Annotated in this window: 20 protein-coding genes and 1 pseudogene; 9 read left to right on the forward strand and 12 right to left on the reverse strand. The window is 60.2% G+C overall.

Annotated features, from left to right (window positions below):
• Nucleotides 1-247 precede the first annotated feature (247 nt).
• Nucleotides 248-1153 carry an ornithine carbamoyltransferase gene (gene argF / locus ASB58_RS09620; protein WP_118130298.1) on the forward strand — a complete coding sequence of 302 codons (906 nt, stop codon included), beginning with the start codon at nucleotides 248-250 and terminating at the stop codon, nucleotides 1151-1153.
• Between the two features lie 4 nt (nucleotides 1154-1157).
• The gene (locus ASB58_RS09625; RefSeq protein ID WP_096004179.1) at nucleotides 1158-2264 is read left to right on the forward strand and encodes an ABC transporter ATP-binding protein; all 1107 of its coding nucleotides are present in this window, start codon (nucleotides 1158-1160) and stop codon (nucleotides 2262-2264) included.
• 102 nt (nucleotides 2265-2366) lie between these two features.
• Here the strand turns inward: ASB58_RS09625 and ASB58_RS09630 are convergent, their stop codons facing one another.
• Nucleotides 2367-3617, reverse strand: a complete 1251-nt coding sequence (locus ASB58_RS09630) for a serine hydrolase domain-containing protein (protein WP_181977910.1) — start codon at nucleotides 3615-3617, stop codon at nucleotides 2367-2369.
• Between the two features lie 193 nt (nucleotides 3618-3810).
• On the opposite strand from ASB58_RS09630, the gene msrB reads away from it, so the two are divergent.
• The 3 genes from msrB (at nucleotide 3811) to ASB58_RS09645 (ending at nucleotide 5476) form a co-directional block, all read left to right on the forward strand.
• On the forward strand, nucleotides 3811-4332 hold the full coding sequence (msrB, locus tag ASB58_RS09635) for a peptide-methionine (R)-S-oxide reductase MsrB (RefSeq protein ID WP_118130302.1): 522 nt from the start codon (nucleotides 3811-3813) through the stop codon (nucleotides 4330-4332).
• The gene (msrA, locus tag ASB58_RS09640) at nucleotides 4329-4928 is read left to right on the forward strand and encodes a peptide-methionine (S)-S-oxide reductase MsrA (protein WP_118130304.1); all 600 of its coding nucleotides are present in this window, start codon (nucleotides 4329-4331) and stop codon (nucleotides 4926-4928) included. Before msrB ends, msrA begins: the two co-directional genes overlap by 4 nt.
• 68 nt (nucleotides 4929-4996) lie before the next feature.
• Complete coding sequence (locus ASB58_RS09645; RefSeq protein WP_096004183.1) at nucleotides 4997-5476, forward strand: FKBP-type peptidyl-prolyl cis-trans isomerase; 480 nt, start codon at nucleotides 4997-4999, stop codon at nucleotides 5474-5476.
• A 135-nt stretch (nucleotides 5477-5611) separates the two neighbouring features.
• On the opposite strand, the gene ASB58_RS09650 is transcribed toward ASB58_RS09645, so the two are convergent.
• Together ASB58_RS09650 and ASB58_RS09655 are read right to left on the reverse strand one after the other, a co-directional pair.
• Nucleotides 5612-7489, reverse strand: coding sequence for an MFS transporter (locus ASB58_RS09650; RefSeq protein ID WP_118130306.1), 1878 nt, complete (start codon nucleotides 7487-7489; stop codon nucleotides 5612-5614).
• A 124-nt stretch (nucleotides 7490-7613) separates the two neighbouring features.
• Nucleotides 7614-9065: an MFS transporter gene (locus tag ASB58_RS09655; protein ID WP_118130308.1), complete on the reverse strand. Its 1452-nt coding sequence runs from the start codon at nucleotides 9063-9065 to the stop codon at nucleotides 7614-7616.
• Between the two features lie 354 nt (nucleotides 9066-9419).
• Between ASB58_RS09655 and ASB58_RS09660 the strand changes: the two genes are divergently transcribed.
• From ASB58_RS09660 to bfr, 4 genes are all read left to right on the forward strand, one after another.
• Nucleotides 9420-10598, forward strand: coding sequence for a YbfB/YjiJ family MFS transporter (locus tag ASB58_RS09660; RefSeq protein ID WP_118130311.1), 1179 nt, complete (start codon nucleotides 9420-9422; stop codon nucleotides 10596-10598).
• A gap of 241 nt (nucleotides 10599-10839) precedes the next feature.
• Complete coding sequence (locus ASB58_RS09665) at nucleotides 10840-11313, forward strand: anti-virulence regulator CigR family protein (protein ID WP_118130313.1); 474 nt, start codon at nucleotides 10840-10842, stop codon at nucleotides 11311-11313.
• Between the two features lie 179 nt (nucleotides 11314-11492).
• Nucleotides 11493-11705, forward strand: coding sequence for a bacterioferritin-associated ferredoxin (locus ASB58_RS09670; RefSeq protein WP_118130315.1), 213 nt, complete (start codon nucleotides 11493-11495; stop codon nucleotides 11703-11705).
• Between the two features lie 122 nt (nucleotides 11706-11827).
• On the forward strand, nucleotides 11828-12295 hold the full coding sequence (bfr, locus tag ASB58_RS09675) for a bacterioferritin (protein WP_096004189.1): 468 nt from the start codon (nucleotides 11828-11830) through the stop codon (nucleotides 12293-12295).
• Nucleotides 12296-12364: 69 nt separating this feature from the next.
• Here bfr and pyrF read toward each other — a convergent pair whose 3' ends face one another.
• From pyrF to pheA, 9 genes and pseudogenes are all read right to left on the reverse strand, one after another.
• A complete protein-coding gene (gene pyrF / locus ASB58_RS09680) occupies nucleotides 12365-13063 on the reverse strand; it encodes an orotidine-5'-phosphate decarboxylase (RefSeq protein WP_096004190.1) in 699 nt (232 codons plus the stop codon).
• Between the two features lie 37 nt (nucleotides 13064-13100).
• Entirely contained in the window at nucleotides 13101-14264 is a 1164-nt protein-coding gene (gene lapB / locus ASB58_RS09685) for a lipopolysaccharide assembly protein LapB (RefSeq protein WP_118130317.1), read from the reverse strand.
• 5 nt (nucleotides 14265-14269) lie between these two features.
• On the reverse strand, nucleotides 14270-14590 hold the full coding sequence (locus tag ASB58_RS09690; protein ID WP_083726710.1) for a lipopolysaccharide assembly protein LapA domain-containing protein: 321 nt from the start codon (nucleotides 14588-14590) through the stop codon (nucleotides 14270-14272).
• A gap of 48 nt (nucleotides 14591-14638) precedes the next feature.
• Nucleotides 14639-14941, reverse strand: a pseudogene (gene ihfB, locus ASB58_RS09695) (integration host factor subunit beta); the annotation flags it as partial.
• 356 nt (nucleotides 14942-15297) lie between these two features.
• Nucleotides 15298-16980, reverse strand: coding sequence for a 30S ribosomal protein S1 (rpsA, locus tag ASB58_RS09700; RefSeq protein ID WP_083726706.1), 1683 nt, complete (start codon nucleotides 16978-16980; stop codon nucleotides 15298-15300).
• Nucleotides 16981-17135: 155 nt separating this feature from the next.
• Nucleotides 17136-17825 carry a (d)CMP kinase gene (cmk, locus tag ASB58_RS09705; protein WP_118130566.1) on the reverse strand — a complete coding sequence of 230 codons (690 nt, stop codon included), beginning with the start codon at nucleotides 17823-17825 and terminating at the stop codon, nucleotides 17136-17138.
• Complete coding sequence (locus tag ASB58_RS09710; RefSeq protein WP_235827270.1) at nucleotides 17825-20068, reverse strand: bifunctional prephenate dehydrogenase/3-phosphoshikimate 1-carboxyvinyltransferase; 2244 nt, start codon at nucleotides 20066-20068, stop codon at nucleotides 17825-17827. The genes cmk and ASB58_RS09710 overlap by 1 nt, the downstream gene beginning before the upstream one ends.
• Nucleotides 20061-21173, reverse strand: coding sequence for a histidinol-phosphate transaminase (gene hisC, locus ASB58_RS09715; protein WP_118130318.1), 1113 nt, complete (start codon nucleotides 21171-21173; stop codon nucleotides 20061-20063). The genes ASB58_RS09710 and hisC overlap by 8 nt, the downstream gene beginning before the upstream one ends.
• A gap of 93 nt (nucleotides 21174-21266) precedes the next feature.
• Nucleotides 21267-22364: a prephenate dehydratase gene (pheA, locus tag ASB58_RS09720; protein WP_096004193.1), complete on the reverse strand. Its 1098-nt coding sequence runs from the start codon at nucleotides 22362-22364 to the stop codon at nucleotides 21267-21269.
• Nucleotides 22365-22366 lie beyond the last annotated feature (2 nt).

The raw sequence follows: 22366 nt of genomic DNA on the forward strand, positions 1-22366 counted from the left end.
CCTCCTTGATTGGCAGCTTTACAGGCTGCAACAGGAGGGTGAACGAAACGTCAACAGACCCTAAGGTCCAGCGTCCTACTGAGCCACAAAACCCTCTGCGACCAAGGCCCATTTGCCACGGGCTGGATTTTCCCTATAAGATCCCTGCTTCTCTTTATTACTGTGGCTGTTACCAGGCCTTCAGGCTCTCTGGTACGGCGACGTATTTCCGGTCGTTAAGCGACCGAGGTAACTAGGTAGTACAGATATGACTACACGGCACTTTCTATCGTTGATGGACTGCTCGGAAGCCGAGCTCATCAGCCTGATCAAACGCGGTATCGAACTCAAGTCCCTGCACCGTCAGGGCGTGGTGTACGAGCCACTGAAAAACCGCGTATTGGGGATGATTTTCGAGAAGGCCTCCACCCGCACCCGCGTGTCCTTCGAGGCAGGCATGATTCATCTGGGCGGCCAGGCCATTTTCCTGTCGCCGCGTGATACGCAGCTGGGCCGCGGCGAGCCGATCGAGGATAGCGCCCGGGTACTGTCCAGCATGTGCGATGCGATCATGATTCGGACCTTTGCGCATGAGACCCTGGAAACCTTCGCCCTATACTCGAAAGTGCCGATCATCAACGGCCTGAGCGACGACCTGCACCCTTGCCAGCTACTGGCCGACATGCAGACCTATCTGGAGCACCGTGGTGCTATCAAGGGCAAGACCGTAGCCTGGATCGGCGACGGCAACAACATGTGCAACACCTTTATCCAGGCTGCCATCCAGTTTGACTTCCACCTGCGCGTTGCCTGCCCCGAAGGCTACGAGCCGGCGCAGCAGTTTCTGGACCAGGCCGGTGACCGCGTGACCGTGATGCGCGACCCGATGGAGGCCGTCGCCGGTGCCCACCTGGTCAATACCGACGTTTGGGCGTCGATGGGCCAGGAAGACGAAGCCGAAGCGCGCCTCAAGCAGTTTGCGCCTTACCAGGTAACGCCGGCGATGCTCGATGCGGCCGACGAGTCAGTGCTGTTCATGCACTGTCTGCCTGCCCACCGTGGCGAGGAAGTCAGCGACGCACTGATGGAAGACCCGCGCAGCGTGGTCTGGGATCAGGCCGAAAACCGCCTGCACGCGCAAAAAGCGCTGGTCGAATTCCTGCTGGTTGAGTGACGCCATGACGACGCCAGTGCTGGAGCTTGATTCCCTCAATTGCGGCTACGGCCAGCAGTTGATCGTCAATGAACTGAGCATCCACCTGCGCGAGGGCGACATCGGCTGTCTGCTGGGCCCATCGGGCTGCGGCAAGACAACGACCCTCAGGGCCATTGCCGGCTTTGAACCCATCAGCGGCGGCAGCATCCTGCTCGACGGTAAAGCCCTGAGCACCGCACAGCATCGGGTTGCCCCGGAGCAGCGCCAGATCGGTATGGTATTTCAGGACTATGCGCTGTTCCCTCACCTGAGTGTGGCGGACAACGTGGGCTTTGGTATTCATACCTCTCCGGAGCGCAAGCGCATCGTCGATGAGCTTCTGGCACTGGTCAAGCTCGACAAGCTGGGCCGCCGCTACCCGCACGAACTCTCCGGCGGCCAACAGCAGCGCGTGGCGCTGGCCAGAGCCATGGCACCCAACCCGCGCCTGCTGTTGCTCGATGAACCCTTCTCTAACCTTGATGGCGAGCTACGTCGGCGGCTGTCTGCCGAGGTACGCGATATCCTCAAATCCCGTGGGATCAGCGCCATGCTGGTCACCCACGACCAGGCTGAAGCCTTTGCCGTCTGCGACCAGGTCGGCGTGCTAAAGGATGGGCGTCTGCAGCAATGGGACACGCCCTACAACCTCTATCACGAGCCCGCCACGCCCTTCGTCGCCAGCTTTATCGGCCAGGGCTACTTCATCCGCGGCCAGATGGAGGCGCGCGACACCGTTGCCACAGAGCTTGGCGTGCTTCAGGGCAATCGCGCCTACCCAATGCCAGAGGGAAGCCCCGTGGACGTGTTGCTGAGGCCGGATGATCTGGTAGGTGACGCTAGCAGCGCATTGCGCGCCCGGGTGATTGATCGCACCTTTCAGGGCGCAACCATCCTTTACCGCATGCAACTGCAGACCGGCACTCAGCTAGAGGCCCTGTTCCCAAGCCACGCCGACCACCAGCCCGGCGACGAGGTCGGTCTGCGGGTCGCGGCGGAGCACTTGGTAGTGTTCCCAGCCCAGGGCAGCGTCAACCTGCACGCCCAGCTGCCGCTGGAGCAAGTGCTTGATACCGGCCGCTCTGCCTGACCCCTTTGCGTGGAGAACGCTGCGCGTTTCTCCACCCTACGCCTCTACACAGTTCTGTGCGTAGGGCGGAGAACGCCGCAGGCTTCTCCGCGCGCCACCACATCAGGGCTGTGCGGGCCCGTACAACGCGCGACTCGCCTTGCCGTGGATCATGCGCGAGAGACGGTAATCGGTGTTCTGCATCATGCCGATGATGATCGCGTCGTTGCTCGGATCAATCCAGCACCAGGCGCCCTGAATGCCCCACCACCAGTAGGTCCCTTCCGGCAGGTAGCCCGCCGCTGGCGAGTCATTCACCACGGCCACATTCAGGCCAAACTGGTTACCCGGGAAAAACGGACCAATATTATCCACGCCCTGCGGCAACTGATTGCGGCGCATCAGCTCAACGGTGTCTGCCTTGAGAATACGGGTACCCTCCAGCTCGCCGCCGCCCAGCAGCATGCGGGCAAAGCGCAGATAGTCATCCACCGATGAGATAAGCCCGCCGCCACCATTGAGAAAGCGCGGCTTGCTGAGAAACGGCGTATTGGGCAGCGCCTTGAGCGAGCCGTCAGGCTGCGGCTGGTAAGACAGCGCCAGACGCTCGGCCTTGTCCTCCGGCGCGTAAAAATCAGTGTCACTCATCTGCAGTGGGTCGAAGATGCGCTCTTGCAGAAACACATCAAAAGACTTGCCAGACAGCACCTCAATCAGAGCCGCCTGAATATCCACCGAAATACTGTAGTGCCAGACCGTGCCCGGCTGATGTAGCAAGGGTATGTGTTCGAGCTTGGCCATCATATCGGCGAAGGTGGAGTCACGGTTCTGGATATCGGCCTGAACGTAGAGCTGGTCTACCTGGGTATCGCCGAAGCGACCATAGGTAAAGCCGCCCGTGTGGGTCATCAGCTCACGGATGGTTACCGGATGTGCCGCCGGTTCAGTCTTGGGCATGCCCTCAGGCCCGTCGGCCACCGCCACCTGCAGATTTTGCAATTCAGGAATGTACTTGCCGACCGGCTCGTCCAGCTCAAAGCGCCCCTCATCGTAGAGCGTCAGGAGCGCGGTGCCTGTCACCAGCTTGGTCAGGGAGAAAATCTTGTAGAGGCTGTCTGGCTCAAGCGGCCGCTGCTGCTCCCGGTCTGCATACCCATACTCGGCGCGCTGCACAACCTCGCCGTTCTGGTACACCAGCGTGGCGATACCGCCGATGCGCCCCTGCTCCACCTCCTGGGCCATGGCCGTGGCAAAGGCATCCAGCCGCGGCTGGGTGAAGGTGTGCGCTGCCTGCTCGGCGTGCAGACAGCCAGAGAAACCCGCCGCCAGCAGCACGGCGCTGCCCAGCAGCTTACGCATGCTTGATCGAATCATTATTATTTTCCTTGCGTGTGTTATTGGCCTGCCGATGCCGAGGGAAGCACCGGGATATAGCGAGACTAACCGCCACGAGACAAGCTGCCAAGCTGTCTCAGGGCCTATCAGGCCGAGTGATACGCACGCCCCGATGTAACAAATGCCGTTACCAGGCGTCAGATGATGACAGTCACCACACACAGGATCGACCATGAAACGCCGTACCCTGCTTAGCGGCCTGCTGGCCGCCCCCGCCCTGCCGCTTCTGTCCAGCACGGCCAGTGCCAAAGATGCCTTTCATGTGCCGCAAGTCGAGGCACTGGACCTGCCCGCAGACTACTGGCGCGACAAAGTATCAGACGCCGCCTGGGACGTGCTTTTTGAAGAAGCCACCGAACGCCCCGGCAGCAGCCCGTTGGACAAGCATTACGAGCCCGGCACCTACCTGTGCGCAGCCTGTTACCTGCCGCTGTTTTCGTCTGAGCACAAGTTCGACAGCAAGACCGGTTGGCCCAGCTTTACGCAGCCGTTGGTCGGACACATGGGAACACGGCAGGACTTTGCGCTGATCTGGCCGCGCACCGAATACCACTGCGCCCGCTGTGGTGGCCATCAGGGCCATGTCTTTGACGACGGCCCCGCCCCCCGGGGCGAGCGCTGGTGCAACAATGGTTTGGCACTCAGATTCATTCCCGCTGGCGAGCCTCTGCCGGCCCTGCGAGGTGATGCATGAAATACGCTGCCCCTGCTCTGGTTCTGTTCGCCCTGTCTCCGCTGGCCGTGGCCAGCGAGCCGGTCACCCAAGGCCCGCCGGGCACCGAGATGGCGGTGTTTTCCGGCGGTTGCTTCTGGTGCACCGAGTCTGACTTCGACAAGCTGCCAGGCGTGGTGGAAACGCTGTCTGGCTATACCGGTGGCGAGGCCGAGACCGCAGACTATCAGCAAGTGTCTGCCGGCGGCACCGACCACATCGAATCGGTCGCGGTGTTTTTTGACCCAACCAAGACCAGCTACGCTGAGCTGGTAGAGGCCTTCTGGCCCACCATCGACCCGCTTACCGCCAACGCCCAGTTCTGCGACCACGGCTACCAGTACAGCAGCGCCGTGTACTACGTCAACGATGAGCAGAAAGCCTTGCTGGAATCGTCTCGGGATGCCCTGGAGGCGCGTTTTGATGAGCCGATACATACGCTGATACTGCCGCGCCAGCCCTTCTATGCCGCCGAGGACTATCACCAGGATTACTACGAGAAAAACCCGCTGCGTTACACCTTCTACCGCACTACCTGCGGTCGCGACGCCCGCCTCGAGGAAATATGGGGCGATTGACTGACCATGGAAAAGTACCGCGCGAGTCTGGATAATGGCGGGCTTTGATAGCCCAAGCGGAATTCACTATGCAGATTGCCGAAAAAACCGTTGTCCAGTTTCACTACGATCTCTCTGACGCCAATGGCCCGATCGAGTCATCCCGCGAGCATGATCCGGTGTTGTATCTGCACGGCCAGACCGGCCTGATTGATGGCTTGGTTGAAGCCATGGAAGGTCACAGCGCAGGCGAGACCTTTACTGTTACCATCCCGCCGGAAAAGGCCTATGGCGAAGTCCGTGAAAACGCCCTGCATAAAGTCCAGGCCAAACGCCTGCAAGGCGCCAAAAAGTGGAAGCCGGGCATGGTTGCCATTTTGCAGACCGAGCAAGGCCCGCGTCAGGTGGTGGTGGTCAAACCGGGGCTGTCACAGGTGGTGGTTGATACCAATCATCCGTTGGCCGGCCGCGAGCTGACCTTTAATGTGGAGATTCTCGACGTGCGCGCTGCCACCGAAGAAGAGCTGGCCCACGGCCACGCCCATGGCGTGGGTGGTCATAACCACTGATCAGCCGCCAGCGCTTGCCATGCCGTAGGGACGCGACACGTCGCGTCCGCTACCTCGCAGAGCGCTGATCATGACCTTTCGGACGCAGCATGCTGCGTCCCTACAACGCCTTTGCCAGAGCTGACGAGGCGCCAATCAGCGCCGTTCTCCACGCAATGCCAATACCTGTTCATGCAGGTACTCCGGCTGGGCCGCCTCGGGCGTCACCGGCTGGCCCGCCACCAGGCAGACCCGTGACCACAAGCGGCGGAAGAACCCCTTGTGCGGATCACGACTGAAAAAGCTGCCCCATAGCCCCTGCAACGCCAAGGGCACGACCGGTACCGGGTCGTTCTCCAGAATCCGCGTGATGCCCGCGCGGAATACGTCCATCTCGCCATCAGCCGTCAGCTTGCCCTCGGGGAAGATACAGACCACCTCACCCGCGCGCAGGTAGGCCGAGATGCGCTCAAAGGCGCGCTCGTAGGTCACCTCATCTTCCTGCCGCCCTGCAATCGGCACGGTGCCGGCGGTGCGGAAAATGAAGTTGAGCACCGGCAGGCGATAGATCTTGTAGTACATGACAAAACGCACCGGGCGACGCACAGCTCCGCCAATCAGCAGCGCATCGACAAAGGACACGTGGTTGCACACCAGCACGCACGGCCCGTCATCCGGGATCGCCTCGAGATTGCGGTGCTCAACGCGGTACATCGAGTGTCCCAGCAGCCAGATGAGAAAGCGCATGCTGAACTCCGGCACCACCTTGAAGATGTAGCCGTTGACCAGCACGTTGAGCAACGAGATGGTCAAAAACAGCGTCGGGATCGACAGCTCCAGCACACTGAGCATGACAATCGCCAGAATCGCCGAACAGACCATCAGCAGCGCATTGAGAATATTGTTGGCTGCGATGACCCGCGCGCGCTCCTCTTCGCGGCTGCGCGACTGGATCAGCGCGTACAGCGGTACGATGTAAAAACCGCCAAATACGCCCAACCCCAGGATGCACCCCATGATGCCCCAGGCGCCGGGTTGTGCCAGCAGGGTCAACCAGTCATAGGCTTCGGCGCCGGCGGCGATGCTGCCGGACAGGCTCCAGATCAGCAGACCGAACACGCTCAGGCCGAAGGAGCCAAAGGGCACCAGGCCAATCTCTACCTTATGGCCCGACAGCCGCTCACAGAGCACGGAGCCCAGCGCGATACCCACGGAAAACACCGTCAGGATCAGGGTAACCACGCTCTCGTCGCCGTGCAGATAGTCCTTGGCAAAGCCGGGAATCTGCGTCAGATAGGTCGCACCGAGAAACCAGAACCAGGAGTTGCCGAGAATCGAGCGAGATACCGAAGGCACCTGCTCCTTCAGCCCCAGGCGCAGAATAGCCCAGGACTGGCGAAAGATATTCCAGTCAATCGCCAGGTCCGGCAAGCCGGCGCGCGCGCTTGGAATCCGCCGCGCCGCCAGATAGCCGCCAATGGCCACCACCACCACTGCCCCGCCCACCAGACTGGCCCAGCCACCGCTGGCCATCAGGATACCGGCACACAGGGTGCCGCCCAGAATCGCCAGAAAGGTGCCCATCTCAACCAGTGCATTGCCGCCAACCAGCTCGTCCTCTGCCAGCGCCTGCGGCAGGATCGAATACTTGACCGGCCCGAATAGCGCCGACTGGGTGCCCATCGCAAACAGCACCACCAGCAACAGCGGCAAGCTGCCCAGCCATAGTCCAAGGGCGCCAAGCAGCATGATCGCCACCTCGCCCAGCTTGATGCGCCGGATCAACACGTCCTTGTCGAACTTTTCACCAAACTGCCCGCCGAGTGCCGAGAACAGGAAGAACGGCAAAATGAACAGCAAGGCACTGAGGTTGATGAGCAGGTCACGGTCAGCATTGAAACTGAGCTTGAACAGGATCGCCAGGATCAGCGCCTGCTTGAACAGATTATCGTTGAAGGCGCCCAGCAACTGACTGGTGAAGAAAGGGAGAAAGCGTTTGCTACCGAGCAAACGAAACTGCGAGTGTTCCGACATGGCGCTGCGTATCCTTCCGGTCTATTCGGTGCAGGGGGCAGCATACCCAAAATCGGCAGGCTCCGGGACGGAACCTGCCAACAATCTGGCGCGGATTTGCCGCGCCAGAGGGTGGCTCGTCCTGCTAGCGGGAGGCGCCCATGACGCTCAGACGTGCTTCGCGGCGCAATACCCAGCGGTGGATACGCTCCTGACGCTCGGCGGTAAGCGGGTAACGCCAGGCAATCACGAAAGCCGTCATATACAGCGCGACGGGGCCGAGAATGTAGAGAACGCGCAGTGACATCAGCTGCGAGGCAGAATGCTCAACGGCCTTGGCATCAAACCCGACCACGGCCAGCAAGCCCAGCGACAGACCAAGCCCCAGCGCCATGGCTGCCTTCTGCGCCATGCCGCTCATGGCAAAGAACAGGCCGGTGCGGTGCTCGCGGCTACGCGCCGTGTCCAGGTCGACGATATCCGCCAGCATCGACAGCGGCAAAAACTGAAAGGCAGCAAAACAGAAGCCCTTGATCGCAAACAATATTGCGAAGGGCAGCAACTGGCCGGCCCCCAGGAAGAACATGCCCAGAATACTGGTACTGGAAATCGCCAATGCCGCACAGAACGCCCGATGCTTGCCGATACGCTTGCCTACCTGCAGCCAGAACGGAATACCCAGAATGCCGATGCCAAAGTACAGCAAATACATCAGGCCGATCTGCGCCTGAATCTGAATCACGTGTTGCATAAAGAACACCGACAGCGCATTGCGGAACGACTCACCCGTCACCACCACCAGCAACATCAGGATCATGCGCTTGAACGGGCCGTTGTTCTTCAGCACGCGCAGGCCCTTTTTCCAATCGGTGCGCTCAACCGACTGCGGCGGCGCTTCTTTGACTGCGCCAACCACCCAGAAGACCGTCAGCGGCAGCAAAATCAGCATCATCCAGGCCATCACTGCGAGAATCGGCCCATAACCAATGCCCAACTCACCGTCGCGCCCGAACAGGGTGACCGCCGTTTGCATCAGCCAGCCATCAGTGTGTCCGGCCTGAAAGCGTGCGCCCAGAGCCTGTACCAGCGCCGGTGCCAATGCGGCCAAAAACAATCCAATCAGCACAAACCCTTCACGCGAGGCCACCACGCGACTGCGCTGGTGATAGACGGTGGACAGCTCGGCGCCCCAGGCGCCATAGGGCAAGGTCACCATGGTCCAGCCCAAGTACATCAGCATGGTCCAGAACAATAAATGCCCGATACCTATGCCGTCGGGCGGCATGAAGATCATCACCGTACCGGCCAGCATCAGCGGCACCCCCATGACCAGCCAGGGCTTGCGCCGCCCGAAGCGGGTGCGCCAGCGGTCACTGAGAGTGCCAATCAGCGGATCGGTGATGACATCAGACAGGCGAGCAATGACCAGCACCAGCGCCATCAGCGCCATGTTCAGGCCAACTTCCTGGGCATAGAACGGTGGCAGATAAACCACCAGGGGATAACCAATGATGGCCAACGGCATACCGATGGAGCCATGCAGAAGAATCGTAGAACGCTTGAGGACGCCATTGGCGTCCGTACTGGACTGCGACATGCCACTCTCCCAAGAACGCGGGCTCCGCACCCGCTTTTTATATTTATTGTTTGCCCCTGCACCGCCAGGCGGCCGTACCGCTCCAGAGCAGCCGGCAACGTCAAGACCGACCTTAGGTGCACGTTTGTATACTCTATACTGCAGCCCCCGCTTTCCACACCAGCGCACCGACGCCGAAGCTGCGGGCAATTCATGCAATATGTTTCCGCCCCCGCTATACTCGGGCCCAGTCGCCTACCCCGCACCCCAGAAACCACGGGGGCTGCAGCCTGCCAAGCCGGCGCAGAAGCACGCCATCAACTCCGCCTATAGTACTCATTCGCCGCACTGATGGTGCGTTAAGGAAGCCGTACGATGCCCTATCGCCAACCCTCCACGCTGCATGCGGTACTCGCCGCCGCAGCCTTGCTGCTGGTTGTCCATGGACTCGGCCGCTTCATTTTTACTCCCTTGCTCCCTCTATTGGTGGACGATGGACAGTTCAGCACCAGCCAGGGCGCCGCACTGGCCAGCTGGAACTATGTTGGCTACCTGCTGGGCGCGCTGGCGGCGATCCGCTGGCATCGGCCTCAGCAAATCCAGCGCAGCATACCGCTGGCGTTAGCCCTGCACTGCCTCACTCTGCTCGGCCTGGCCATCACCGATTACGTTCCCTTCATCACCTTGCTGCGCCTGGGCAACGGCGTCAGCAATGGCTTGATTTTCGTGATGGTCCCGGCGCTGCTGATGGAGTGGTTGGCAGCCCGGCAGCGCATCGGCCTGAGCGGCCTTATTTATCTTGGGGTTGGCGGCGGCCTGCTGCTGTCTGGCGTGCTCTCGCACCCGCCCGGCGTGTCGCTGGCGCATGCGAGCCGCTGGTGGCCAGCAGCCCTGCTCAGCGTGCCGCTGGCGCTGTGGGGCGGCTGGCTCATGCTGCGCCTGAGTGTTGACGCCCCCGGCGCAAGCAAGGACAAGCGCACACCTGCGCCATCAGCGTCCTTGCTCGACGCGCGGACCCGGCCACTATTTCTGGCTTATGCCGGTGCAGGCATGGGCTACATCCTGCCAATGACCTTTCTGCCGATGATCGCCAGCATTCAGCTGGGTTCCGGCCATCCGATGGTGCAACAAAGCTGGCTGATTGTAGCGGCCGCCACCCTGCCCGCTGCCTGGTTATGGAATCACCTTGGCCAACGTCTTGGTGACCGAAACGCCCTGCTGCTCAATTACACGACACAGCTCGCCAGTGTGCTCGCTGCGCTGATCCTGCCGGCCGGAATCGGTATTGTGCTTTGCTCGCTGCTGATGGGCGGCAGCTTTCTGGGCGCGGTACTGCTGACCCAGCGGCTTGGGCGCAGCCTTCAGCCACACCAGGGGCCGCGCCTGTCGGCAGCCCTTATCGCCCTGTACAGCGTGACGCAGCTGCTTGGGCCCTGGCTTGCACGCGAATGGCTCAATGACGGAGGCACCTTGCCGGAAACGCTCTGGCTCGGCGCAGGCGCCTTGGCCTGGGCGCTGATCTGGACTTGGCGAACCGGATACGCACACAGGTAACAGGGAACCTCAGGGAAAGCGCTTTAGGAAGCACGGATTAATTCCACATGCCCTCTGGCGTTCAGGCTGGGCCGCATCCGGCGGGGCTGCAATCAAGGCGTGGTTTCGAAGGCATGTCAGGACCTGTCGAGAATTCACAACGCAGAGTGCGGCCCCGCTTGAGCACTCGCAGAGAGCGTGTGGAATTAATCAGTGCTTCCTATACTCAAAGCAAGACAGAGATATTTGCAGAGGCCAGACCATGCGCATACCTTCAAGCTCCCTTCTGATTGCCGGCCTGCTGGCCGCAGCCCTTGCTGCACCGGCTCACGCCAAGCAGGATGATCGCGGCCATGGCAACGGAAACGGCAATAGCCATCATGCACAGCAGGGTAATGACCGAGGCCAAGGTGCAAACCGGTATGACGAACGTGATCATGATCGAGATCGCTACGACCGTCCGTACGATCGCATTCAGGAAGACGTCATACGCAGCATCTTCCGCGACAACCGGGAGCTGGTGCAGCGCGGCGATAGCCTGCCGCCGGGCATCCGCAAGAACCTGGCACGGGGCAAGCCCCTGCCGCCCGGTATTGCCAAGCAGCTCGATCCGCGCCTAGTAAGCCGCCTGCCCCATTACGACGGCTATGAATGGCGCCAGATCGACGGAGACGTAGTGCTCGCCGAGATGACCACCGGCATTATCGAATCCATCATTTATGACGTAATCTACTGATACACAGATGAGCCAGCGGGTTTCAATCCGCTGGCTCTTTTGTTTCGGCTCGGCGTAATCGCACAAGCCGACAGACGGCGTCAATCGGTCTAATAAATCGACGCCATTTTCTTTGACAATCATTCTCATTCGAATTAGCATGCACTCATTGTCAGCTCAGGCTGTTCAGGAGAATCTGCATGTACGTTTGTCTCTGCAAAGGTGTAACCGACAATCAGATTAAAGACGCCATTGCTGGTGGCGCCTGCTCTATGCGCGACCTGCGTAACGACCTTGAAGTCGGCACGCAATGCGGCAAATGCGCCCGTGACTGCAAATCACTGCTGAGCGAAAATCTCGCTGCCAGCCCCGCCGCCACTGCCATGCTGTCGGCGCAATACGTAGCGGCCTGATTCCGGCTCTCATTACCGCCTAAGAATCATTTTTAACTTCTTTCTTTTCAAATACTTAGATTTGACAACCCCCTTTTGGCAGCCCACACTTGGCGACTGAATAGTCCTGAGGGGGCATCGCTATGAAAGGCGACAAGCAAGTCATCCAACACCTGAACAACGTTCTTGGCCTGGAACTGATTGCCATCAATCAGTATTTCCTGCACGCGCGCATGCTCGAAGACTGGGGTCTGGACAAGCTCGGCAAGCGCGAATACAAGGAATCCATCGCTGCGATGAAGCACGCGGATCGTTTGATCAAGCGGATTCTCTTTCTCGAAGGCCTGCCCAACCTCCAAGATCTCGGACGCCTGAAGATTGGCGAAAATACCCGTGAAATTCTGGAGTGTGACCTGAAGCTGCAGATGCAAGCGCTGCCCGACCTGAAAGAGGCCATCGCTTTCTGCGAAAGCGTGGGCGACTACGGCAGCCGCGAAGTCTGCGAAGACATCCTCGAAGCGGAAGAAGAGCACGTCGACTGGCTGGAGACTCAGCTGAGCCTGTATGACGCCGTCGGCGCTGAAAACTACCAGCAGTCGCAGATCGAATGACCTGCTGTCTGATCCCATAAAAAACGCCGCATTTCGCGGCGTTTTTTATGGGCAGGTACCTCTGAGCGTTTAGCCCAGGCTGGCGATAATCTCGTCCAGCGCCTGGGCCGGATTGTGCGCACGGGTCACCGGACGACCAATCACCAGATGGCTGCTGCCATTTTCCAGCGCCTGCGCCGGCGTAACGATACGCTTCTGATCATCTGCCGCGCTGTCGGCCGGCCGAATACCCGGCGTGACCAAAAGGAAGTCTTCTCCCAAGGCACCGCGTAGCGCCTTGGCTTCACGCGCCGAGCACACGACCCCGTCCAGACCGCAATCCTGTGTCAGGCGAGCCAGACGCTGAACCTGAACCATGGGCTCGATATCGATACCTACTTCCTGCAGGTCCTCCTGCTCCAGACTGGTAAGAATGGTCACAGCGGTCAGCAGAGGACGACCGCCAGGGCGACGCTCCAGTATCTCGCGACAAGCCTCCATCATCCGGCGACCGCCACCGGCGTGCACATTTACCATCCACACGCCCAATTCAGCGGCGGCGCGCACGGCGCTGGCGGTGGTGTTGGGGATATCGTGAAACTTGAGATCCAGGAACACCTCAAAGCCCTTGGCCTGCAAGGCTTCAACCACCGCAGGGCCTGCGCTGGTGAACAGCTCCTTGCCAACCTTGACGCGGCACTTCTGTGGATCCAGCACATCCGCCAACTGCAGGGCCGCACCCGACTCAGGGAAATCCAGGGCGACGATAATCGGGCTGATGTTCGGCATATAACGTATATCCTGTTCAAGATTGGATTAGGCGATGTCAGACCAGCTCGTGGCCCTTCAGCGGTTTTACCGTGCTCCAGCTTTGGCAGCTAGGGCACTGCCAGTAGAGCTTGTTACCTGCAAAGCCGCAGCTGTCACAACGATAGCGAGGACGCGCCCGGCTAAGGGCGTCCAGCAGTCCAGGCAGAGGGTCGGCAGCGTTCTCCGCCGGCCCACGCAAGCGCAGCAACTCCTGCACCCCGGGTAGCGAGGGCTGCACCTGCAGACGCTGCAGTAAAAAACGCTCTGCACTGGCAGCCCCTTCTGTGCGCTGAATCAGCCGCGCGCGCGCCAGGATGATGGCGACAACCGGCTTGGCAGAGCGCTCCAGCGCCTGATCCAGATAGTCCGCCAGATCGAGCGCGCCATTATCCGCACAGCGCTCGGCCAACGCCAGCACTTCCGGCACAAAGTCCGGGACTTGCTGCGCAAGTCGCTGCAGCAGATCCGCTGCCGCCTTGTACTCGGCTGCCTGCGCGTGCAATTCAGCAAGCATCATCAACGCCCTGCCACACAGCGGTTCAACCTTTAGCGCTGCACGCAGATGCCGTTGCGCATCGGCCGCCTCGCGCCGCTGCAAGGCCTGCGCAGCGAGCTCACAATGATAGTGCGCCAGGGTAACCGAAAACTCCGGCCGTTCGCGCAGCAGGCGCTCACCAATAGCGATAGCCTCGCCCCATTCGTGCTGGTGTTCGTAAACCGAAACCAGGTCGACCAGCGCCTCTGCACGCAGACTTGAGCCAGAACCGGCCAACTCCTCCAGCAAACGCTCCGCGCGCTGATGCATGCCGACAGCCAGGTAATCACGGGCCAGCTCCAGTTGCACGCGGTCAGCCTGTTCAGGCGTCAGACTGGGACGAGCCAGCAGATTCTGATGGACCTTGATTGCCCGCTCAACATCACCACGCTGACAAAACAGCTTACCGATGGCGATGTGGGTTTCGACGGTCTCGGGGTTGACCTCTAGCGCGCGGATAAAGGTCTCGATGGCCTCGTCAGGCTGCTCGTTCAGCAGGTAATTGAGGCCAATAAAATACTGCTTGTCGACAGCACTCCCGTGCGGCTGCAGCATGAAGCCAACCTTGATGGCCTCACGGCGCCCCAGAAACCAGCCTATCGCCAGGGCCAGCACAAACAGCCCAAGGAACATCAGTTCCTGCATGACTATCAGCCTTTGACAGCTTGCGTGCGCAGTTTGTCGATTTCCTTACGGTAGCGATTAAGCTCGTTGCTTTGCACCATGAGCTTCAGTCGCAAACGGGTGGTAATCAGCCAGCCGACGAAAACGCCCAGCGCACTGCCGAGAATGAAGGCAAGCACAACGTAGATGGAGAGAGGCAATGCAGGAGACTGCATCTCGAGAAATTGCAGGGAGGTGGCTTGCTGATTTTCCAGCATGAAATCCATGGTCGCCAAGGCTACCAGCAGCAAAACCAGGATCAGCAACACGCGCTTCAACCACAGCATGTGATACAACTCCGCATCCATTGAGTGTGTGCGAAGTATAACCCAGCCCAGCCGGGCTGCGGCATTGGATCAGGCGTTTTCGAGTGACTCGTTAACCCGATCACGCAACTCCTTGCCTGGCTTGAAGTGCGGTACGTACTTGCCCTCCAGTTCTACCGCATCACCGGTCTTGGGATTACGCCCTACCCGCGGCGCACGGTAATGCAGAGAGAAACTGCCGAATCCACGAATCTCGATTCGCTCCCCGGTAGCCAATGCCTGGGACATGTGTTCCAGCATGGTCTTGATCGCAAGCTCAACGTCCTTCGCCGACAACTGCCCCTGTTGTTCGACAATGCGCTCGATCAACTCCGACTTGGTCATGGTTTTCCCTTTCTTATCAAGCGAGTAGACTCGTTTGTCGTTTTATAGGGTTTTACCATGCTTGACTAGGTTTGAACAGCCTGTTAAGCGAAGCGCTCCCGCGCTTCGCAGCGGCAAGCGGCAAGCGGCAAGCGGCAAGCGGCAAGCGGCAAGCGGCAAGCGGCAAGCGGCAAGCGGCACCAGGGTGCGTTGACCTGCCGGGCCGTCAAGTTTTCTATCCACAGCTCCCCCACCCCTCACCTTCAGAGAATCCACGCAACTGACAACCCCACGGGTTTTGCTTGCAGCTTGTGGCTTGCGGCTGCCCCAATGGGCGGGCACAAAAAAGGGCGACCGAAGTCGCCCTTTTTTACAGCTGGATAGGCTTAGTTGCCTTTGCCTTCCATCTGCTGCTTGATCAGATCACCAATGGTGGTCGGACCAGCGGCCAGCATTTCCTGCTTACGCAGGTCTTGCATGGCTTCTTTCTCGTCTTCAACGTCTTTCGCCTTGATGGACAGGCTGATGACGCGGCTCTTACGGTCGACACCAATGATCTTGGCTTCGACTTCATCGCCAACGTTCAGGACGTTGCGGGCATCTTCAACGCGGTCACGGCTGATTTCGGAGGCTTTCAGAGTGCCTTCGATGTCGTCTGCCAGAGTGATGATGGCGCCTTTGGCGTCAACTTCCTTGACGGAACCGGTGATGATGCTGCCTTTCTCGTTCAGGGAAACGAAGTTGGAGAACGGATCGTCTTCCAGCTGCTTGACGCCCAGGGAGATACGCTCGCGCTCAGGGTCAACAGACAGGATAACGGTTTCGATCTCGTCGCCTTTCTTGAAGCGGCGTACTGCCTCTTCGCCGGCTTCGTTCCAGGAGATGTCCGACAGGTGAACCAGACCGTCGATGCCGCCGTCCAGACCGATAAAGATACCGAAGTCGGTGATGGACTTGATGGAACCGGAGATCTTGTCGCCCTTGTTGAACTTGCTGGAGAACTCTTCCCACGGGTTCATCTTGCACTGCTTGATGCCCAGGGAGATACGACGACGGTCTTCGTCGATGTCCAGAACCATAACTTCCACTTCGTCGCCAACGTTGACAACCTTGGACGGGTGGATGTTCTTGTTGGTCCAATCCATTTCGGAAACGTGAACCAGACCCTCTACGCCTTCTTCCAGCTCGGCGAAGCAGCCGTAATCGGTCAGGTTGGTGACCTTGGCAGTAACGCGAGTGCCTTCCGGGTAGCGACCGGTGATAGCGACCCACGGATCTTCGCCCAGTTGCTTCAGACCCAGGGAAACGCGGTTACGCTCACGGTCGAACTTCAGGACCTTGACGTCGATCTCGTCACCAACGTTGACGATCTCGGACGGATGCTTGATGCGCTTCCAAGCCATGTCGGTGATGTGCAGCAGGCCGTCTACGCCGCCCAGGTCAACGAACGCACCGTAATCGGTGAGGTTCTTGACGATACCCTTGACGACTTGACCTTCCTGCAGGGTTTCCAGCAGGGCTTCGCGCTCGGCGGAGTTCTCGGCTTCCAGAACTGCACGACGGGAAACGACAACGTTGTTGCGCTTCTGGTCCAGTTTGATGACCTTGAACTCCAGTTCCTTGTTTTCCAGGTGGGTGGTGTCACGTACGGGACGTACGTCAACCAGCGAGCCCGGCAGGAACGCACGGATGGTGTTGACGTCGACGGTAAAGCCACCTTTGACCTTGCCGTTGATAACGCCCTTGACGACTTCTTCTGCAGCGAAAGCAGCTTCGAGGACTTTCCACGACTCGGCGCGCTTGGCCTTTTCGCGGGACAGTTTGGTTTCACCGAAACCGTCTTCAACGGCGTCCAGTGCAACGTGAACCTCATCACCCACTTCGATGGTCAGTTCGCCCTGCTCGTCCAGGAACTGATCGCGCGGGATGACACCCTCTGATTTCAGACCGGCGTGAACGGTGACCCAGTCGGAGTCGATGTCCACAACGATACCAGTGATGATGGAGCCCGGCTCCATATCAAGGGTTTTTAGGCTTTCTTCAAAAAGTTCGGCAAAGCTTTCGCTCATTTGGAATCCTGTAAGTAAGTATTTTAGGGCAGCTACCGCAGAGCCGTTTTAAAGCGCGCCTTGCAGCTACTGTCCCGCCACGCCACCAGCTTGCGTGGGTTGATGGTATCAATGCCCTTTCCGGTGGTGCTGGTTACCCGGAACAGACAGTCTGATCAGCCCAGCAGGTTGCGCTCGCGCGCCATCGTCTGGACTGTTTCAAGTACTTCTTCGATGCTCATCTGCGTGGAATCGATCAGGATTGCATCATCCGCCGGCTTCAGCGGCGCAACGCTGCGATTCATATCCCGCTCATCCCGCGCGACAATCTCATCGAGAAGACTCGCCAGATTAGCAGTTTCACCCTTTCCGAGCAACTGCCGGTAACGCCGTGACGCGCGCTCCTCGGCGCTGGCGGTCAAGTACACCTTCAATTGCGCATCGGCAAAAACCACGGTCCCCATATCACGACCATCGGCGACCAGCCCCGGCGCTTCGCGGAACACGCGTTGGCGCTGCAGCAGCGCGTCGCGCACCGCCGGCAGCGCGGCTACCTGGGAGGCGCCGGCACCGACATCTTCGGTACGGATGGCGCGGGTCACATCCTCGCCCTCGAGGATGATCTGCTGCTCGCCACCCGCCTCGGCGGCGATGAACTGCACATCCAGATGCGCGGCCAGCGTTTCCAGCGAGGTTTCGTTGGTCAGATCCACGCCATGATTACGTGCCGACAGGGCGAGCAGGCGATACAGGGCGCCAGAGTCCAGCAGATTCCAGCCCAGGCGAGACGCCAGCAGACCGGCGATGGTGCCTTTGCCCGACCCACCAGGGCCGTCGATGGTGATGACGGGGGCCTGTTGATCAATCACGCGTTGTCCTCCAGACGGACTTGCATGCCGACCGATTGCGCAAGGTCGATGAAGCCCGGGAATGATGTCGCCACGTTGGCGCAATCCTTGATATGAATGTCGCCGGTGGCGCGCAGTGCAGCGACCGAGAACGACATGGCGATACGGTGGTCACCATGGCTTTCGACACTGCCGCCCCCCATGGGGCCGCCGTCGATAATGATGCCGTCCGGCGTCGGCTCTGCCTTCACGCCCAGCGCCTGCAGACCGTCAGCCATGACCTGGATGCGATCCGACTCCTTCACCCGCAGCTCTTCGGCATCACGCAGAATGGTCCGTCCTTCAGCGCAGGCTGCAGCCACGAACAGTACCGGGAACTCGTCGATTGCCAGCGGCACCTGATCCACCGGGATGTCGATACCTTTGAGCGGCGCGTAACGCACGCGGATATCAGCCACCGGCTCGCCGCCTACTTCGCGCTCGTTGAGCAGCTCCAGATTACCGCCCATGGCGCGCAGGATATTGATGATGCCGATGCGCGTGGGGTTGATGCCGACGTGCTCCAGCGTCAGGTCAGCGCCCTCGCAGATGCTGGCAGCAACCATGAAGAAGGCCGCAGACGAGATATCGGCCGGCACATCAATGCGACAGGCTTTGAGAGTATGGCCCGACTCGATGGTCGCAGTGGCACCATCCACCTTGACCGGGTAGCCGAAGCCCTTGAGCATGCGCTCGGTATGGTCACGGGTGGGCGCAGGTTCGGTCACCGAGGTGGTGCCAGAGGCATACAGCCCCGCCAGCAGGATGCAGGATTTGACCTGTGCACTGGCCATCGGCATCTGGTAGTCCATGCCCATCATGCGGCTGCCGCCCTTGATACGCAGTGGCGGGCGGCCCTCTTCGCCGGTGTCGATCTGCGCGCCCATCTCGCGCAGCGGCTTGGCCACACGGCCCATCGGGCGCTTGGACAGCGACGCATCGCCGGTCAGTACGGTGTCAAAACCCTGTCCGGCCAGCAGACCCGACAACAGGCGCATGGACGTGCCGGAGTTGCCCAGGTACAGCGAGCCGGGCGGCGCCTGCAGGCCGTGCAGGCCAACACCGTTGATGGTCACACGGCCATGGTGCGGCCCCTCAATCACCACGCCCATGTCACGGAATGCCTGCAGGGTCGCCAGACTGTCTTCGCCTTCCAGAAAGCCTTCGACCTCGGTCACGCCTTCGGCTAGGGAGCCGAGCATGATCGAGCGATGGGAAATGGACTTGTCACCGGGCACACGAATACTGCCGTTGACCTTGCCGCCGGGGCTGGCGATGAAGTTGAATTCTTGAGTTTGCATAGGTTCCATATAGGCCCTGCGGGCCAGAATAGTGCTGAAATGCTCTCGTGCCGACTTGGCTCGGGTAAACACACCAAGCAGCGTGTTGGCGTCGCGGGTGTCCACCGCCTCACGCAGTCGACCCAGATCCTGGGTAAAGGCATCGAGGCTGCGCAAGACCGCATCCCGATTGGCCAGAAAAACATCGCGCCACATCACCGGATCACTCGCGGCGATGCGGGTAAAGTCCCGGAAGCCACCGGCAGCGTAGCGAAAAATCTCCAGATTTTCGTTACGCGATGCCAGCGTATCGACCAGCGAAAAGGCCAGTAGATGCGGCAAATGGCTGGTCGCCGCCAGGACTTCATCATGGTCGGCCAGCGACATGCTCTCCACATCGGCATCCAGCGCCTGCCAGCAGCGCTGCACCAAGCTCACCGCCTCCGCCGCCGTCTGCTCAAGCGGCGTAAGAATCACCTTGTGGTGGCGGAACAGATCTGCCCGCGCCGCCTCCACACCGCTTTTTTCCGAACCGGCAATCGGATGGCCCGGCACAAAGTTGGCAGGTACCGCGCCAAACACCTCTTCCACCGCCTGGGCAACCGCCCCTTTGGTACTGCCCACATCCGTAATCACGGCATCGCCCAACTCCAGCGCTGCCAGTTGCGCCAGTACCGCGCGCATACCCAGCACCGGCACGGCCAGCATAATCAGATCAGCGCCCTGCACGGCTTCAACCAGATTGGCCGTGACCTTGTCGACCACGCCCAGAGGCACCGCCTGACGGCGTGAGACCGGGTCCAGATCACAACCGATTACCTCGCGGCACAGGCCGCTCTGGCGCATACCCTTGGCAAAGGAGCCGCCGATCAGACCAAGCCCGATAACGGCAAGGCGATCGATTGTCGGTGTTACTGGTGACAGGCCGGTTACATCAGCCACGACTCAGCACCTGCTTGAGCACATCCAGAAACCGCTGATTTTCCGCTGGCAGACCGATGGTCACGCGCAGGTGGTTCGGCATGCCGTAGTTGGCCACCGGCCGCACAATCACCCCTGCCCGCAGCAACGCCTGAAAGACCGGCGCCGCTTCACGACCCAGGTCGATGGCGAGGAAGTTGCCGCGCGAGGGAATCCAGCTCAGGCCAAGAGCCGCACAGCCGTCTTCCAGTTGCTGCATGCCTTGGCGGTTGATGCGGCGACTTTCGATCAGATAAGCCTCGTCCTGCAGGGCCGCCAGTGCGGCGGCCAGCGCCAGACTGTTGACGTTGAACGGCTGGCGTACGCGGTTCAGCGCATCGGCAACCGCCGGATTGGACAGGCCGTAGCCTACCCGCAACGCGGCCAGGCCATAGGCTTTGGAGAAGGTACGCGAGACCAGCAGATTCGGGTAGCGCGTCAGGTAATCGACGCCATTGGGCACGTCGTCCGTTTCAACGTACTCGGTATAGGCTTCATCCAGCACCACGATGACGTTCTCCGGCACGCGATCAAGGAAGGACTCAAGCGCAGCGCGTTCAATCCAGGTGCCGGTGGGGTTGTTGGGGTTGGCGATAAAGACCACCCGGGTCGCCGCGGTGATGGCGGCCGCCATGGCATCCAGGTCATGGCCCCAATCCTTGGCCGGTACAGACACCGCCTTGGCACCCACCGCCTGGGTGACAATGGGGTAAACAGCAAAGGCATGATCGCTGAAGACCACTTCGTGCTCAGGACCGACAAAGGCGCGCGTGATCAGTTCAAGGATATCGTTGGAGCCGTTGCCCAGCGTAATGCCTGCGGTATCCACGCCCAGCTTCGCAGCCAGCGCCTGCTTCAGCGCAAAGCCATTGCCGTCCGGGTAACGCGTCAATTCTGCCAATGCCGCAGCAATGGCCTCACGTACCGCCGGGCTCGGGCCCAGCGGGTTCTCGTTACTGGCCAGCTTGACGATATCCTGCGGCCGCAAGCCAAACTCTCGCGCCAACTCCTCTACCGGTTTGCCCGGCACATAGGGAGACAGCTTCTGCACACCTGGCCGCGCCAGGCTGAGGAAATCACAACTCATAGAACACAAGCCTCAAGCTACAAGCAGCAAGCTTCAAGTCACACCAGGCCGCAGTTGCTTGCAGCTTGCGGCTTGCAGCTTGTCGCTGATGATTTAGAGCACCGCCTTCGGATACGACCCCAGCACCTTGAGCGCTACCGATTCGTCGTTGATCTTCTCCAGCACATCCTTGATCAACGGATCGTGCTGGTGACCGAAGAAGTCGATAAAGAACACATAGGTCCATTTGCCACTGCGCGACGGGCGGGTTTCGATGCGGCTCAGATCGATGCCGTTGGAATGGAACGGCTCGAGCAGGTGATGGAGCGCACCCGGTTTGTTGCGCATAGAAACGATGACCGAGGTCTTGTCGTCGCCGGTCGGCGGTACTTGCTGGTTACCGATGATCAGAAAACGCGTGGAGTTATCCGGGCGGTCTTCGATTTTCTCGGCCAGACGTGTCAGCTCGTACAGGTCGGCCGCCATATCGCCGGCAATCGCAGCCGAGTTCCATTCACCCTTGACCCTACGCGCGGCATCGGCGTTGCTGGCAACAGCCACGCGCTCGACATTGGGGTAATGGGCGTCCAGCCATTTGCGGCACTGGGCCAGCGACTGGGCGTGGGAATACACGCGGGAGATCTTGTCGGTCTGGGTGTTTTCACCGACCAGCAAATGATGGTGGATGCGCAGCTCTACCTCACCGCAGATCACCAGATCGTGCTCCAGGAAGCTGTCGAGCGTGTGGTTGATGGCGCCTTCGGTAGAGTTTTCTACCGGCACCACGCCAAACTGCACCGCGCCGGCCGCCACTTCACGGAAGATCTCGTCGATCGCCGCCATCGGCACGCTGACCACCGAGTGACCAAAGTGCTTGAGCGCAGCCGCTTGAGTAAAGGTGCCTTCCGGGCCCAGATAGGCCACACGCAGGGGTTCTTCCAGCGCCAGGCAGGCCGACATGATTTCACGGAACAAGCGGGCCACTTCTTCGTTATCCAGCGGCCCCTTGTTCAGCTCCATGATGTGCTTGAGCACCCAGGCTTCGCGCTCGGGACGGTAGAACAGCGGCTTGACGCCGGGCTCCAGCGCCTTCTGCTTGACCTGCGCAACCGTCTGCGCGCAGGCAGCTCGCTCGCTGATCAGGTCAAGGATCTTTTCATCAATGGTGTCGATGCGCTTGCGCAGCGCCTTCAACTGATCTTCATCAGACATGG

This window comes from Pseudomonas abyssi, from assembly GCF_003444685.1.
GTDB lineage: Bacteria > Pseudomonadota > Gammaproteobacteria > Pseudomonadales > Pseudomonadaceae > Halopseudomonas > Halopseudomonas abyssi.